The organism is Ignavibacteriota bacterium (assembly GCA_016218045.1).
In the GTDB taxonomy this organism is placed as follows: Bacteria; Bacteroidota; Ignavibacteria; order SZUA-365; family SZUA-365; genus JACRFB01.
Genome location: JACRFB010000006.1, coordinates 1 through 14,751 on the forward strand (window position 1 = coordinate 1; position 14,751 = coordinate 14,751).

Sequence of the window (14,751 nt, forward strand, 5' to 3'; positions counted from 1 at the left end):
ACGCTGACCGTCGATTCGAGAACGAGAATGCGCAGATGTGCATCCGACAAGGCCGCCTGCAACTCCCGTATTTTCTTCTCCTGGGCCTTCACTTTATCCGATTCGCCTTTCATTTCTATCCTCACTATGCGCGTGGTACCATCGTGTTTTCCGAAAGATTTCAGCCACTTTCGGATCGTTGTATTGCCCGTAATGTCGTACAATCGCTTCGCTTCTGCCACCGTCAGTTTTCCGCGTTCGATTTCTCCCACCACCTTTTTCTTGAAGGCAATACTATATCGGAGGATGGGGCGAACCGCTGTAAGTTGCTGCATGGTTGTGCTCCTTGCTAGGGGTGAAACTGTCAACCCCGGCTAGGACGTGACACTAACTCCCAACTCCCAACTCCCAACTCCCGACTCCCGACTCCCGACTCCCCCGTCCCCCGTCCCTCGTCCTGCCATGCCCGAGCCACTCAAGAATCAATTCGGTTTCTCCGTCGCGGAACGTATCGCCAGCGCGGTGACAGCGGTGCATCCAGACTTCGACCGGCGGGCGTTCCTCGAGGATGTGCGTCACGGATACGACGCGCTGGAACTGATGCCGCGCGCGCGGCATATCGCGGACGCTCTTCGGAGGCATCTGCCTCGGGACTATCCGACTGCGCTGCGTCATCTGCTCGCCGCGGTGGCCGGCGGGAGCGTGCCGGCCGCGCACGAAGGTGCATTGACAGGATTTGTGTATCTGCCTGTCACGCTCTTCATCGGCGCCTATGGTCTCGAACATTTTTCCGAGTCGATGGATGCGCAGCGCACCATCACGAAGTTATTCTCGGCGGAGTTCAGCATTCGGCCGTACCTCGAGCGCTACCCCGAAGAATCGCTCGCCCTGTTGCGCCGCTGGGCAACCGATCCCGATCCGCGCGTGCGGCGCCTCGTCTCCGAAGGCACGCGGCCGAGACTGCCGTGGGCGCCTCGCCTGAAGGAGTTTCAGCGCGACCCCGCACCCGTGCTGGCGCTGCTCGAATTGTTGAAGGACGATCCCGACCTCGTCGTGCGCCGTTCCGTCGCGAACAATCTCAACGACATCGGCAAGGACCATCCCGACGTGCTCGTGGAAACGGCCCGGAGATGGATGCGCGGGGCGGATCAGAACCGCGAGTGGATCGTGCGGCACGCGCTGCGCTCGGCCATCAAACGCGGTGATACCGACGCGCTCGCCCTGCTCGGCTTCGGCACAGGCGACGCGCTTGTTGTCCGGCATCCGCGCATCTCCCCGAAGCGCCTCCGCCTCGGCGACGAGGTGATATTCTCCGCCGAAGTGCACAACACCTCGCACGCCGCGGTAGAAGTTGCGGTGGACTTCCGCATCCACTACGTCAAGGCGAACGGCCGGACGAATCCCAAAGTGTTCAAGCTCACGCGCCTCTCGCTCGAGCCGGACGCCGTCTCTCGCATCTCGAAGCGCCTGCTCATCATCGACCTCAGCACGCGCCGTCACTACGCGGGCAGACACAGCATCGATCTCCTCCTCAACGGCACCGTCTTCCCGATCGGAGCGTTTCACCTGGAGTGAAATCCCTCGCTCTCCACGGACGGCCCTCCGGGCCGTCCCATCACATGCGACGCACGGATCACCTCCAAGGACGGCCCTCCGGGCCGTCCCATTTCCCTAATAACACAACGGGCGGAGACCCGCTCCGCCCGTCGTGTTTGAGAATGTCGCGTGATCAGTAAATGATCTTCCCCGCGGTCAATTCGTCCGCGAGACGTCCTGCTTTGTAGATATGGCGCGCCGCCTCGACCATGCCGCGTGAATCCACAGATACGGTGCGGTTGTTGGCATCCTCGGCGAAAATAAATTCGCCGGGCAGGCTTTCAATGTTGCCGTCGAACACGAGTCCGACAACTTCCTTGTTGCGGTTGATGATCGGGCTGCCGGAATTGCCGCCGATGATGTCATTCGTCGAAACGAAGTTCACGGGTGTCGCGAGATTGAACTCCGCGGGCGGTTTCAGCCAGCGCTCGGGAAGTGCCCAATCCTTTTCGCCCGGGAACGAGTAGTGACGGTCGTACATGCCGTAGTACGTCGTGTGTGTCGGGGCCTTGGTGCCGTTGTATTCGTAGCCCTTCACCACGCCATCGGCGATACGCAGGGTGAACGTGGCATCGGGCGGGATGGTGGTGCCGTACACGTCGAACAGGGCGCGGCCGAGAAGGGTCGCGTTGACCTGGTCGCGGCTGCGGCCTTCGTCCGACACCTTCTGCGCGGCTTCCTGACGGGGCAGCGCGAGACGCGCGAGTGCGAGGAACGGATCCTTCGACGCGGCGATCGCGTCGGGACCCTGCGCAACCAGAGCCGCGACTGCGGCGGAATCACCGAGTACGGTTTCACGCAGCATACGCGCCGCTGCGGCGCGATGGTCGGCGCTGGAACCGAACGCGGCCTTGATCACGGGATCGTCGGCGCCGAGAATGTCACGCATCATGCGCAACTGCGCGGCGAGTGCGAGTTCTTCCATGTCCTTGTCCGGCGCTACGGCCTTCGACAGCGTGCGCTTGGTCAGGTCCAGCGTGCGGGCCTGATACGACTTCGCGCGCTGATCCTCGGGCTTGCCCAGTTCCGACGCATACTTGGCGAGATTCGCCGCCTTCGCGAGATGCTCCGACGAACTGCCGCCGCCCATGCCTGCAAAACGGAGCGCGAGCAGATCCTTCGCCACGGCGCGGACGCGCGCGCGGGAAGCCGCGATTTCATCCCAGATGTGTCCGTACTTCGCCTTGAGTTCGGGACGCTTCTCGACTGCCGAGCGGAACTGGCGGTCGAAGTCGCGGCGGCGCTGCATCAGCTTATCGTCGCGCAGTCCGGCCAACTGGCCGTTGTAGGCCTTCTGGCTGTTCGATATGCCGAAGATCTGGTTCATCATCTCTTCCTGCTTCTCGGGATGACGCGCCGCGTATTCGCCCAACACGTCCACCATGTTGTTCAAGATCGAAGCGATGTACGGGAACTGTATGTCGCGGTCGAACTCGAGTTGCGCCGACGTCTTCAGGCGTCCGGTGCTGCCCGGATTTCCGACAACAAACACGGGCTCGCCCGCGGGCGCGCCGGCCTTGCTCCACTTAAAGAAATGCGCGGTCTTCAGCGGCTTGCCTTCCTCGTCGTACACGCGGAAGAACGAGCAATCGAGATCGTAGCGCGGGAACGTGAAGTTGTCCCAGTCGCCGCCGTACCAGCCGAGCTGTGTTTCCGGCGCAAACACGAGGCGCACGTCGGAGTAGCGTTTGAAGATGTAGAGCGAGTACTTGCCGCCGTTGTACAGTGTCACGAAGTCCGCGCGGAGCTTGGTCTCCTTCGACACCTGACCGGTCAGCAGCGTCTTCATGCTGTCGCGGGCCTTGATCTTGTCCTTGTCGTCGGCCTGCAGATCCATCGCGCCGATCACCGCGGTGGTGACGTCGCGGATCTCCACGAGCTGATCGACAAAGAGACTCGGCACCTTGCGCTCATCGGCGAGCGTCGGTGCCCAGAAGCCGTTCTCGAGAAGGTGCTCGCCTTCTTTCGACACTTCTTCCACGCTGTTGCGCGCGCAATGGTGATTGGTCATCACCAGACCGTCGGCGCTCACGAACGAGGCCGAGCAGTACGACGCAAAACGGAGGGCCGACATGCGCACGTCGTCGAACCACTGCTGGTCGACTTTAAAGCCGTACGTCGTGTCGAAGTGCTTTGTGGGGGGAAAGTCGAACGTCCACATGCGGCCGCCGTCGAACGGCCCCGCCTTGACTGCGGCGAGCTCGGCCTGGCGGACCTTTTCGTACGAGGACGATGTGTCGGACATCTGCTGGCTGCCGCCGCATCCCATGGCGATGATGCCCAGGAGCAGCGCGGCACATGCAGCAGCAAAACGAGGTGATCTGCGCATACGTGAATCCTTGATCTATTCGGGTGGTTGAGTGTCGTCAGTGCGGCTGCGTCAGCGGGCGCGCTTGCCGGATTCGAGTTCCTTCACGAGGTTGCTCATCTTGTACAGATGGCGCAACGCCTCCATGATCGCCGACGAATGCACCGAAACGGTGCGGTTGCCGGCATCCTCCGCGAAGATGAAATCGCCCGGCAGGCTTTCCATGTTGCCGTCGAAGATCAGGCCCACGATTTCGCTGTTCTTGTTGATCATCGGACTGCCGGAGTTGCCGCCGATGATGTCGTTGGTGGACGAGAAATTGCAGCGGGTCGAGAGTTTGAACTCGGGCGGCGGATTCTGCCAGTGGGCCGCGAGTTTCCACTCGTCCTTCGAAGGATACGAGAAATGACGGTCGTACAGGCCGTGGAAGGTCGTGAACGGCGGTGCGATGGTGCCGTTGTAGTCGTACCCCTTCACAACACCGTCGGCGATGCGCAGGGTGAAGGTCGCGTCGGGGGGAATGCTCGTGCCGTACACGTCGAACTGCGCGCGGCCCAGCAAGGTCGCGTTCACCTGCGTCTTCGCGTTTACTTCACGCGCGATGGCTCCCGCCTTCTCGACGCGCGGCAGCGCCATGCGCGCCATCACGATGAAGGGATCCTGTGAGGCGGCCGTTGCGGCTGCATGGTCGGCCACCAGGCCCGCGAACGCGGTCGAATCGTTCAGCACGGTCTGGCCGAGCAGACGCTTGGCGGCCTGCTCCTCGGTCTGCCCCTGCAGTGCAAACTGGACTATCGGATCCGAAGCTCCGAGATATTTTTTCATGTACGAAAGCTGCAGCGCGAGTGTGAGAGCGTCCAGTTCCGTGTCGACCTTGCTGAACCTGCCCGCTGCCGCGAAGGTGCGGATGCCGCGCTCACCCTTGTACGCGTCGAGACGGTCGGCCTCGGCTTTCCGCATTTCGCGGTGCAACTGCACGAGCGAAAAACCGCGCGCGAAAATTTCCGATACACCGAGCCCGCCGGCGCGAAGGCCGAGGTTTTCGGGCGCGATTTCACGCAGGGTCTGCATCGACTGGGCGATCTCGCCCCAGATGTGTCCGTATTTCGCCTTGAGTTCGGGACGCTTCTCGACCTCGGCGCGGAAGCTGCGGTCGAAGTCGCGGCGGCGCTGCACGAGCACGTCGTCGCGGAGTCCGGCCAGGCGGCCCTGATACGATTTCATGCCGTTGGCGACGCCCAGCAGTCCGGCGTACAGGTCGGCCTTCTTTTCGGGATGCGTCTTGATGTACGAGGTCAGCATGTCCACGCGCTCGCGCAGCAATTGATATGTAAACGGATACTGCACGTCGCGGTTGTACTCGAGCTGCTCGGCGGTGCTGAGACGGCTGGTGCGCCCGGGATTGCCGATCACAAACACGAGTTCGTCCTCCTGCGCGCCGTCCTTGCTCCACGCGAAGAAGTTTTTGGATTCGTACGGCGCGTCGTTCTCGTACACGCGGACGAACGAGCAGTCGAACGCGTAACGCGGGTAGGTGAAGTTGTCGTATTCGCCGCCGAAATGCGCCGCCTGCAGCTCGGGAGCAAACACGAGACGCAGATCCGTAAAACGCTTGTACAGATACAGCGAAAACTTGCCGCCGTTGTACAGGGTCACAACCTGCGCGCGCAGCTTGCTCTGATCCGACGCCTGCTTCTCGATCTGCGAAATGACCTTGCCGCGGGCTTCGATTTTTTCCTGATCGGTGTTGGCCGCGTCCATGGCCGCCAGCACGTCCTTTGTCACGTCGCGGATCTCCACAAGCTGCTCGAGAGCGGCGTTCGGGATTTTACGCTCTGCCGCGAGGTCGGCGGCGGAGAAGCCGTTCTCGAGGAGATTCTCACCCGGCTTCTGCACGGACGCCAGGAAGCCGCGCACGCAGTGGTGATTCGTCATCACAAGACCGTCGCCACTGACAAACGAGGCGCTGCAGCCGGACGTCAGACGCAGCGACGAAAGACGCGCGTCATCGAGCCATTCCTTCGAGGGACGGAAGCCGTACGCTTCGCCGAAATATGCGACGGGCGGATCGTCGAAGGTCCACATCTTGCCGCCGTCGAAACGGCCGGCCTTCACCTGCTCGAGCTGGGCTTTTTTCGCCGCGTCGTACGACGAGGTCGAAACGCCGGAGCTGCCCGCGCAGCCGGCAAGAATCACCGCCGCCATAAAAACCGGCAGCGCGAATGAGAGGAGTTGTCGCATTTGCTTCATGGGTCGATCCGCTTATGTGAGGAAGAAATCGGGAGAACAAGCAGAGTTGGGCAAAATACGGAAATTCCCCGTTGTGCAGAAACCCGCGTGGAAGCGGGTACGGGGAAACGTTCTGTGTACGCGATTTGAAGGGAAAGGTTTCAGCGATAGCTTGATCCCTGCATCCGGGCATTATCCATGACTGGCTTTTTTGAAGAACTCGATCATACGGCCGACATCGGCTTCCGCGTTCATGCCGAAACGCTGGCGGACCTCTTCGCCGTCTCCGCGCGCGCGCTCTTTCATTTCATCCTCGCCGAAGGCGACCGCGGCGACGAGGAACTCACGCGCGAGGCATCCGTGATCGCCATCGATATACAGGCCGCGGGTCCGGATCTCCTCCTTCGCGAATGGCTGGGCGAGCTGCTCTATCTCCACACGACACGGCGGCTCTTCTTCGACCGCTTCGATACCGATACGTGTGATTCCGTAACGATCCATGCACACGTGTCCGGCCATATGCTGTCGGCCGAACTCGCGGCGCGTGCGACGGAAATCAAGGCCGTCACGTATCACGGATTGACACTTCAGGCCACATCACACGGCTTCGACGCGGTGGTGGTGCTCGACACCTGACCAGTGCACCGGCTTGTATTAATCCGCCCGTTGCCTATATTGCGCACTCGAACACATCCCACCTTCGACTCACAGACCGCACAACGCCACATGACCCGCATCCGTCTCTCCCTCGGCATCCTGCTCGTCTCCGCACTCATAGTCGGCGGCTGTTCGCAGGATCCCACCACGGACCAACTCAGTATCCAGTACAGTTCGGCCGGCGTTTCGCTGGAGAAGCGCGACGGGAAGACGTACGCATCGGTGAATGCGATGGTAAAGCTCATCAATCGCACCGAGCAGGCGATGAGTGTGGCGTTCCTCGAAGGCACGGTGATCGATGCCTCCACCAAGCTGGCGCTGCTCCGCTTCCGTCCCATTATTCCCCAGTCGTACGGCACGATTTCGAGCGCGCAGCTTGTGCCGAAACAGGTGAAGGAAGTCCAGGTCATCGCGCCGCCAGAACTCGACGGTTTTGACGCGGGCAAGTCGCCCTCCGTCATCGTGAAAATCGCGTTCCAAACCACGAAGGGCTATCGCACGGAGGTGGCCACTGGTCCGATTTCCGTCGCTGTTAAATAGAACGCTGTTCCTGCTGCTGCTCGGCGCGGCGCTTGCCTCGTGCGCGCCCGCGGCGGATACTCTGCGCAGCGATGAACTGCGCGTGACGGTTCACGAAACCAGCATCTGGAACAATGTGATGCCCGGTTCCGCGCCGGTGAGCCATGCGCTTGCCACCATCACAATCCGCAACGAGACCGATGCGCCCATACGGCTGTCCGCCGCGGAGGGTCTGGTCAGCGAGGTATATTCCGGCGCGCCTCTGCGCCGCTTCGATGCCGCGCTGCTGACGGACGACGTGGAGCGTGCGGAGGTTGTGATAGACGCGGGCAAGGACCTGCGTCTCACGGCACGGTCGAGGCGCGGACTCGCTCCCCTCGATCCCGTGCGGCATCGCTCGCTGCATCTCTCTTTCCGTATCTCCACCTCTCTCGGCCGCGACCTGGTCTTCCGTTCCGGCCCGGTGGACCTCCTCATCGCGCAGTAACGCTCTGATCATGCGACGGAGTTGTATCATCGGCGCCCTCGCGGCCTTTCTCGGTCTGTCCGGCAGAGTGCACGCGCAGAACGCGGCGGTGCTTGTCGAGGACTACCGCTTCGGATCTTTCATCGCCGCCTCGAACATCGAGATCGATCCGTTCGGCGCGGTGTATGTGACTGATGCGGGCGCGCATTCTCTGGTGAAGTTCGGGGCCGACGGCGCGCCACTCGGTATCGCCGGCGGACGCGGCTGGGCGCTGAGCGAGTTCGATCATCCCTGCGGCATCGATGCGCGGCTCGGCATTGTGTTATACGTGGCTGATCGCGAGAACCATCGCGTCGTGCGCCTTGACAAGGACATCCACGCACTCGGCGCGTTCAGCACCAAGGACAAGCCCGGCGCCGAAAACAGCTTCGGCCTGCCGCGCGATGTGGTGATGACATCGATGGGCGAACTGCTCGTACTCGACGGCGAGAACAGGCGCATCGTCTCGACCAGCGGCTTCGCGGCCGTGGAGCGCAGCTTCGGCGGCGTGGAATCGGGCGAGGGACGGCTGCAGAATCCCATCGCGATGGCGCGCTTCGACGACGATCGTCTTGTCGTGCTGGAATCAAACCGCATCAGTTTCTTCGACGCCTTCGGGAACTATATTTTTTCCGGCGCGTATAATACCTTCGAGGACGCGAAGGGAATCGCCTGCAGCAAGGACCGCGTCGCCGTTGTCGGATCGAACACGCTGCACCTGTTCAAAACCGACGGAACCCTCGAACACACGATATCACGCGAACGCATCGTCTTCGCCGGCGAGACGGGCGCATTTCAGGACGTGGCTCTCGGCGGCGGGCGCATTTTCATTCTCACAGCGAATTCTGTTGTTGTTTTCACACTTTCACAATAATTCTTCAGAGGAGGCAGCATGGCCTACGGTTTGAACAAAGTGATGCTCATCGGACGGCTCGGGAAGGATCCCGAACTCAAGTACACCGCCAACAGCGTGCCGGTGTGCAACTTCACAATGGCGACCAACGAGTCGTATAAAAACCAGGAAGGGGCGCTTGTCGAGCGCACCGAGTGGCACAACATTGTCGTCTACCGCAAGGCGGCTGAAATCATCTCGCAGTACGTCCGGAAGGGCAGCCAGCTCTACATCGAGGGCAAACTCCAGACGCGCAACTGGGAAGACAAGACCCACGCGGGAGTGAAACACTACATCACGGAAATCGTTGTCGACGACTTCATGTTCCTCGACTCGAAGGGCGGCCAGCAGGGCGGAGCGCCGCAGGCCCCCGGTCTGCCCCCCGAACCGGCTTCAGAGCCGAAGGGTGATGTCGGATCGGATCTGCCCTTCTGAGTATCCGACGCAGATCCGGCTTTGAACAGCCGGACACACGGGAAAACGAAGCGGCCGTCCTGAAAAGGCGGCCGTTTCCCTTTCCACCCCCGGCCAAAACGGTGTCCAGATTTTGATTTTTCGAGCCCGTTTTGTATGTTTGGATCGCTTGGACGTTTAGCTCAGCTGGTCTAGAGCGCACGCTTCACACGCGTGAGGTCGCAGGTTCAAATCCCGCAACGTCCACCAAGCCCGCCTCGTGCGGGCTTTTTTTTTCCACCAGCGGGAACGGGAGAGCGGGACAGCGGGACAGCGGGAGAGCGGGACAGCGGGAGTACGGGACAGCGGGAGAGCGGGACGGCGGCACGGAAGGGCAAGAGCCAACACGACTCCTGTCTCCTTCCTCCTGCCTCCTCACACTCCTTGAAAAGATCGATCTACCCATCTACCAACTACCATCTACGCGCCCCACAACGGAACACCGTAATTCTCCCGCAAAAACTCCTCGACCGCAGGAAAATCGCTTGAGCTGGTGAGATCCGGAACATGTTCAGACCAGGGCACCGCCTGCATAGATCGCGGATGATCACGCACCATTGCCGCAATGGCCACGGGCAGTTCCTTTTCGTTACGGCCGGGAGACACCGGGCATGAAAGGAGATACGGGGCGATTCTGCCCGGCTCGACACGCCAGAGGTTCATGCTGACTGCGACGGAGCCCCGGTCCGGCGTCATGGCGGAGATCTGCTCCGGCGTCGGTTTCTCGATGATGTCTGTGAGATAGCCGTCGGCATCTTTGATGGTGACACCAAACTGTGCGATTCTCGCGGTGTCGAAGAGGAGTCCGTCCCTCGCGTAATCGATCCACGCGCCGCAGGATCGTTTGCGGCACAGGGCGGCGATCGCGGAAGTCGAGTAGAGATTGTCGCTGTTGCACACGAGCACGGCGTCCCTGCCCCGCGCTGCGTCCGTATTCAGCGCCCGTTCCAGCGCATCGGCCGTGCCCCAGGGTTTGCTGCGCCCTTCGGGGATGGGTTGAAATGCGTATGTAATACGCAGACCGTGGTAGAGGTTGCCCGCGGGATTTTCGCCGTACACGTCGCGCACCGTATCGTCCCCTTCTCCCACGAGCAGGACAACCTCGCGTATTCCTGCCTCACGGGCATTACACAGCAGATAGTCGAGGAAGGGTCTGCGCTCCGGACCCAGGCGCAGCAAGCCCTTGTTCACGGCCATGCCCTGTCCGCCCATCGACGCGCGCATCCTCGATGCCACACCGCCCGCTAAAATTATCAGAGTCTCCGTATCCACCATCAATCACCTGACCATCTACTGATCTACTTCCCACCAATCTACCATCTACCATCCACTTCCTCCTCATACCCGCGTAAGCATACAGGAGATGGGAGATAATCGTTCCAAGCCGTGTCTCCTTCCTCCAGACTCCTAACGCGAGCGTGAGGAAACAGGAGACAGGAGACACCCGGCAAAATCAACTCCTGTCTCCTGTATCCTGTCTCCTTACACGACCAGAGTAGATCGATCTACCCATCCACCAACTACCATCTACCATCTACCAACTACCATCTACCATCAACCATCTACCATCTACCAACTACCAACTACTAACTCCCCCCTATCCCCTGCAACTCCCGGATATACAACTCCCTCCGATACAACGAGAGCAAATCCTCGCGCATGTGATCCGGCTCGCGCAACAACACACACTGCGATGTGAGACGTATCTCGTCGAGATTCACGTCGGCGATGGCCAGACCATGCCTGCGACCGCTCTGCGCAAGGATATCCCCGTTATGATCGATAATGCGCGCATTGCCCGGCAGGTGCCGGCCGGCGTACGGCGCATAGGGCGGCGCGCCGGCGTAATTCGCCTCGACCAGACACAGCGAGTTGTCGAGCGCGCGCGCACGCGCCTGCACGAGCAGCGACTCCTGCGTCGGACCGTGTGTCATGGTCGGCCAGAAAAGGATTTCCGCACCCTTTAATGCATATATGCGCGCGATTTCCGGGAAGTGGATATCCATACAGAGCATCACCGCGACACGGCCGAAATCCAGCTCGAAGACGGGCAGTGTATCTCCGGGAGTGATGGTGTGCAGTTCGTGGCCGTTGGGCTGCACCTTGTCGTAGCATCCCGCGATGCCGCCGTCGCGCTGGAACAGCGTTGCGCGGCTGTACAGCGTTTTCCCCTCGCGCGTCAGGAACGGCGCGATGATGTGCATTTCATGCCGAAGGGCCAGCGCCGAGAAATGAGTAAACACGGGACCGCCCGCACGCTCCTCGTGCGCCGGATCCAGACCTGCCGAAATAACGGCTTCGGGGAAACAGAGCACGTCCGCGCCCGCTGTGGCGGCATCCGCGGCGTATGCCGTGCAGCGCTCGAGGCGTTGTTCCACGCCGGATACCGCGTCGTCGAGCAGGAATGCCGCGCTCGCGATGCGCACACGACGGCCGTTGGAGGGACCGGTGTTCGGTGAAACGTCCTTCATCACTGTCCCCCTCGTGTGGAAGTATCGTCCGGCAAATCGTCAAGCGGCTGCGCCGTGCCTGTGCGCGCCGCATACAGCGCGCGCAGTAAAATGGCTGTGGCGCGGCGGCCCTCGGCGAAGCCGGTGCGGAACGGCTCGCCGCGCAGGATACCACGGATAAAATGGGCGTTGATGTCCGTAAAAGAGATGTCGGTGTCCGATTTTTGTGTCAGTGTCGACCGCTCGCGGTGCAGGGTCACCGAGGCGAAACGGTCGTGCACGTGCGCGCTGGTGCTGCCGCCCATGAGCTGCAGCGACCACTTCGACACCAGCGGCGAGGTGCCGCCGTCGGCGATAGCGAGCGTGGCGACGCCGCCGTTCGCGAAAAGCAGCGTTGCCGTGAGTGTGTCGATGATATCGAGCCCCGGATGGCGCAGATTGCCGGCCTCGGCCTGCACACGCACGGGCGGGGCGGCGTGCAGCATGCAGACGAGATCGACCAGATGGCACCCCTGCGACAGCACGTTGCCGCCTCCCGCGGCCGGATCGTTCGCCCAGAAATCGTCGGGCCAGCGCTCGTCGCATACCTGCGCGATGACAAGCTGGGGTTCGGGCACATGCGCGGCGGCCGCGCGCACGGACGGGTGGAAACGGTGGTTGAAACCCGTCATCAGGCGCGAGGATGATCCGCGGAGCGCCGTGCCGATGCGATCACAATCCTCCATCGTCAGCGCCAGGGGTTTCTCGAGATAGATGTGTTTGCCGGCTTCCGCGGTGGCAACCGCAAGTGGCGCATGGCTGTCGTGACGGGTGCAGATGTACACCGCGTCAATGTCGCTCGCGCCCAGTATCTCGCCGGCATCACTGCTCCATCGCGCGCCGGGCAACGTCTCCGCGAGGGCTTGCGCCCGCGACGCGTCGCTGTCGCACACGGCGGCGATCCGCGCCTCAGGCATGCCGCGCAGCACGCCCGCGTGTGTGCGCGCAATGCTGCCGCAGCCGAGAATTCCGATGGACAGTCTCATGCGATCATCCGCGGCTATCCGGCAACGGCGTGCAGGGCCGCGAACTCTCCGCGTAAGGCGCGGTACAGCGCGCGGTATCGCGGGTACAGCGCAGCGTAGGCCGGGACGTCGGCGCCCGGAATGCTCGGTTCGCCCAGCACGACCGCGTGCTCCACGGCGGAAAACACAGTGGGGTGCAGGCCGGACGCAACCGCGCCCAGCAGCGCGGCGCCGTATGCGGCACCCTCGGCGACACCCACAGGCGCGACGGGCACGTCGAGCATGTCGGCGAGCATCTGCCGCCACAGTTCGCTGCGCGCGCCGCCGCCCGAGAGGCGCACCGTGTCGGGCGTATAGCCGAGATCGTTGATGCAGAGAAACGCATCCTTTAATCCGAAGCCGATCCCCTCCATGACGGCGCGTGTGAAGTGATGGCGCGTGTGCCGCAGGGTCATGCCGAAAAACACGCCGCGCGCGTACGGATCGGCGTGCGGCGTTCTTTCGCCGGTGAGATACGGAAGGAACAGAAGTCCGTCGCTCCCCGCACCGATGCGCGAGGCGAATTCCGTCATGAGGTCGTACGCGTCGATGCCCGCGGCCGCGGCTTTCTCGCGTTCCTCGGCGCAGAATGTGTCGCGGTGCCAGCGAAAACTGCCGCCCGCGGACAGCATCACACCCATCACGTGCCAGTGGCCGGGTATCGCGTGACAATACGAGTGCACGCGCCCGGCGGGATCCAGGCGGTAGTCGTCCATGCCCGCGAACACGACACCCGAGGTGCCGATGGTGACCGACACTTCGTCTCCGCCCAGCACGCCGCAGCCGACGGCCTCCGCGGCTTGATCTCCCGCGCCACCGGCGATTGGTGTGCCGGCACGCAGACCACACACACGCGCGGCATCCGCCGACACGAAGGCGCTCGCTTCGGTCGATTCGGTGACCTCCGGCAGCACACGGCGCGGAATGTCGAGCGCCGCAAGAACGTCCTCGGACCAGGTTCGCCGCGCGGTGTCGAACAGCAGCGTGCCTGATGCGTCCGATACGTCGCTCAGCAGCGCCCCGCTGAGTCTCCAGCGGATGTAGTCCTTCGGCAGAAGCACGGTGTGAATACGCATGAACAGCGCGGGCTCGTGTGCCTGCATCCACAGCAGTTTCGGCGCGGTGAAACTGGGCAGCGCGGGCTTGCCGCAGATGCGCAGCACACGGTCGGCGCCGATCCGCGTGTGGATCTCGTCGCATTCGGCGACGGTCCGCTGATCGTTCCAAAGGATACACGGTCGCAGCGGCTCGCCGTGTTCGTCGAGCGCGACGAGGCCGTGCATCTGCCCCGTGATGCCGATGCCGATGACGTCCGCTGCTGCTGCCCCAGCATCCTGCATTGCACGCGAGATGCTCGTCAGTGTCGCCTCCCACCAGTCGCGCGGATCCTGCTCGGTCCACAGCGGACGCGGGGTCGACAGGGGATACGGTGTGAATGCCTTCGCCATCACGGCGCCGTCATCACGCACGAGAACCGCCTTCGCGCCTCCTGTGCCGATGTCGATGCCGAGTGTGAGTGGTCGCATGCGATGTGTGCCGTGAGTGGAGGAGTGTGGAGCCGCGCGCCGTCAGCGTGTGTCTTCCGGGAGATCGTCGGCCCTCGAGGCCTCGACGGCAAGTTTGTCGCAACGCTCGTTTAACGGATCACCCGCGTGCCCCCGCGTCCATTCTATCGTGACGAGATGTTTGCCGAGCAACGCCAGCAGCCGTTCCCAGAGATCCGGATTCAGCGCTTCGTCGGTCTTGTTGCGCATCCACCTGTTGCGTTTCCACCGCGCCGCCCAGCCCTTGTTGATCGCGTCCACGATGTAGCGCGAATCGGTGTACAAGGTCACGCGGCAGCGCTCCTTGAGCGCCTCGAGCGCAACAATGGCCGCCGTCAATTCCATCCTGTTGTTCGTTGTCAGACGGAATCCCCCCGACAGTTCCCTTTCCACACCGTTGAACTGCAGAATCGCCGCATAGCCGCCCGGTCCGGGATTGCCGGAACACGCACCGTCGGTGTGGATTATTACATGTTTCACGCGGGGAACGAGGATTTAGGATTTAGGATCTAGGATCTAGGATGTAGGAGAGGTGGCGGAACTGGGAAGTAGGGACTGCGCTGAGTTCGATATTCT

General features: G+C 62.2%; 14 protein-coding genes and 1 tRNA gene. 7 read left to right on the forward strand and 8 right to left on the reverse strand.

Features of this window, described 5'->3' with window-relative positions; translation table 11 throughout:
* A partial coding sequence (locus HY962_01785) for a transposase (GenBank protein MBI5645636.1) occupies positions 1-314 on the reverse strand: 314 nt, incomplete at its 3' end.
* Positions 315-441: 127 nt separating this feature from the next.
* Here HY962_01785 and HY962_01790 point away from each other — a divergent pair.
* Positions 442-1,554 (forward strand): DNA alkylation repair protein, encoded by a 1,113-nt coding sequence (locus tag HY962_01790; protein ID MBI5645637.1) that lies wholly within the window; start codon positions 442-444, stop codon positions 1,552-1,554.
* Positions 1,555-1,708: 154 nt separating this feature from the next.
* On the opposite strand, the gene HY962_01795 is transcribed toward HY962_01790, so the two are convergent.
* Positions 1,709-3,820, reverse strand: a complete 2,112-nt coding sequence (locus HY962_01795) for a S46 family peptidase (GenBank protein MBI5645638.1) — start codon at positions 3,818-3,820, stop codon at positions 1,709-1,711.
* Positions 3,821-3,955: 135 nt separating this feature from the next.
* Positions 3,956-6,133: a S46 family peptidase gene (locus HY962_01800; protein MBI5645639.1), complete on the reverse strand. Its 2,178-nt coding sequence runs from the start codon at positions 6,131-6,133 to the stop codon at positions 3,956-3,958.
* Positions 6,134-6,310: 177 nt separating this feature from the next.
* Here HY962_01800 and HY962_01805 point away from each other — a divergent pair, with 177 nt between their 5' ends.
* From HY962_01805 to HY962_01830, 6 genes are all read left to right on the forward strand, one after another.
* Entirely contained in the window at positions 6,311-6,748 is a 438-nt protein-coding gene (locus HY962_01805; protein ID MBI5645640.1) for an archease, read from the forward strand.
* A 90-nt stretch (positions 6,749-6,838) separates the two neighbouring features.
* Positions 6,839-7,309 (forward strand): hypothetical protein, encoded by a 471-nt coding sequence (locus HY962_01810; protein ID MBI5645641.1) that lies wholly within the window; start codon positions 6,839-6,841, stop codon positions 7,307-7,309.
* A gap of 82 nt (positions 7,310-7,391) precedes the next feature.
* Complete coding sequence (locus HY962_01815) at positions 7,392-7,775, forward strand: hypothetical protein (GenBank protein ID MBI5645642.1); 384 nt, start codon at positions 7,392-7,394, stop codon at positions 7,773-7,775.
* Positions 7,776-7,785: 10 nt separating this feature from the next.
* Positions 7,786-8,667 carry an NHL repeat-containing protein gene (locus tag HY962_01820; GenBank protein MBI5645643.1) on the forward strand — a complete coding sequence of 294 codons (882 nt, stop codon included), beginning with the start codon at positions 7,786-7,788 and terminating at the stop codon, positions 8,665-8,667.
* 18 nt (positions 8,668-8,685) lie between these two features.
* Positions 8,686-9,120: a single-stranded DNA-binding protein gene (locus HY962_01825; protein ID MBI5645644.1), complete on the forward strand. Its 435-nt coding sequence runs from the start codon at positions 8,686-8,688 to the stop codon at positions 9,118-9,120.
* Positions 9,121-9,270: 150 nt separating this feature from the next.
* A tRNA-Val gene (locus HY962_01830) sits at positions 9,271-9,348 on the forward strand.
* Positions 9,349-9,558: 210 nt separating this feature from the next.
* On the opposite strand, the gene HY962_01835 is transcribed toward HY962_01830, so the two are convergent.
* The 5 genes from HY962_01835 to rnhA all read right to left on the reverse strand — a co-directional run bounded on the left by HY962_01835 (position 9,559) and on the right by rnhA (position 14,655).
* The gene (locus HY962_01835; protein ID MBI5645645.1) at positions 9,559-10,374 is read right to left on the reverse strand and encodes an NTP transferase domain-containing protein; all 816 of its coding nucleotides are present in this window, start codon (positions 10,372-10,374) and stop codon (positions 9,559-9,561) included.
* Between the two features lie 350 nt (positions 10,375-10,724).
* Positions 10,725-11,609 (reverse strand): carbon-nitrogen hydrolase family protein, encoded by an 885-nt coding sequence (locus tag HY962_01840; protein MBI5645646.1) that lies wholly within the window; start codon positions 11,607-11,609, stop codon positions 10,725-10,727.
* Positions 11,609-12,613 carry a Gfo/Idh/MocA family oxidoreductase gene (locus tag HY962_01845; protein ID MBI5645647.1) on the reverse strand — a complete coding sequence of 335 codons (1,005 nt, stop codon included), beginning with the start codon at positions 12,611-12,613 and terminating at the stop codon, positions 11,609-11,611. Before HY962_01845 ends, HY962_01840 begins: the two co-directional genes overlap by 1 nt.
* Positions 12,614-12,627: 14 nt before the next feature.
* Positions 12,628-14,157: a xylulokinase gene (gene xylB / locus HY962_01850; protein ID MBI5645648.1), complete on the reverse strand. Its 1,530-nt coding sequence runs from the start codon at positions 14,155-14,157 to the stop codon at positions 12,628-12,630.
* 42 nt (positions 14,158-14,199) lie between these two features.
* Positions 14,200-14,655 carry a ribonuclease HI gene (rnhA, locus tag HY962_01855; GenBank protein ID MBI5645649.1) on the reverse strand — a complete coding sequence of 152 codons (456 nt, stop codon included), beginning with the start codon at positions 14,653-14,655 and terminating at the stop codon, positions 14,200-14,202.
* Positions 14,656-14,751 lie beyond the last annotated feature (96 nt).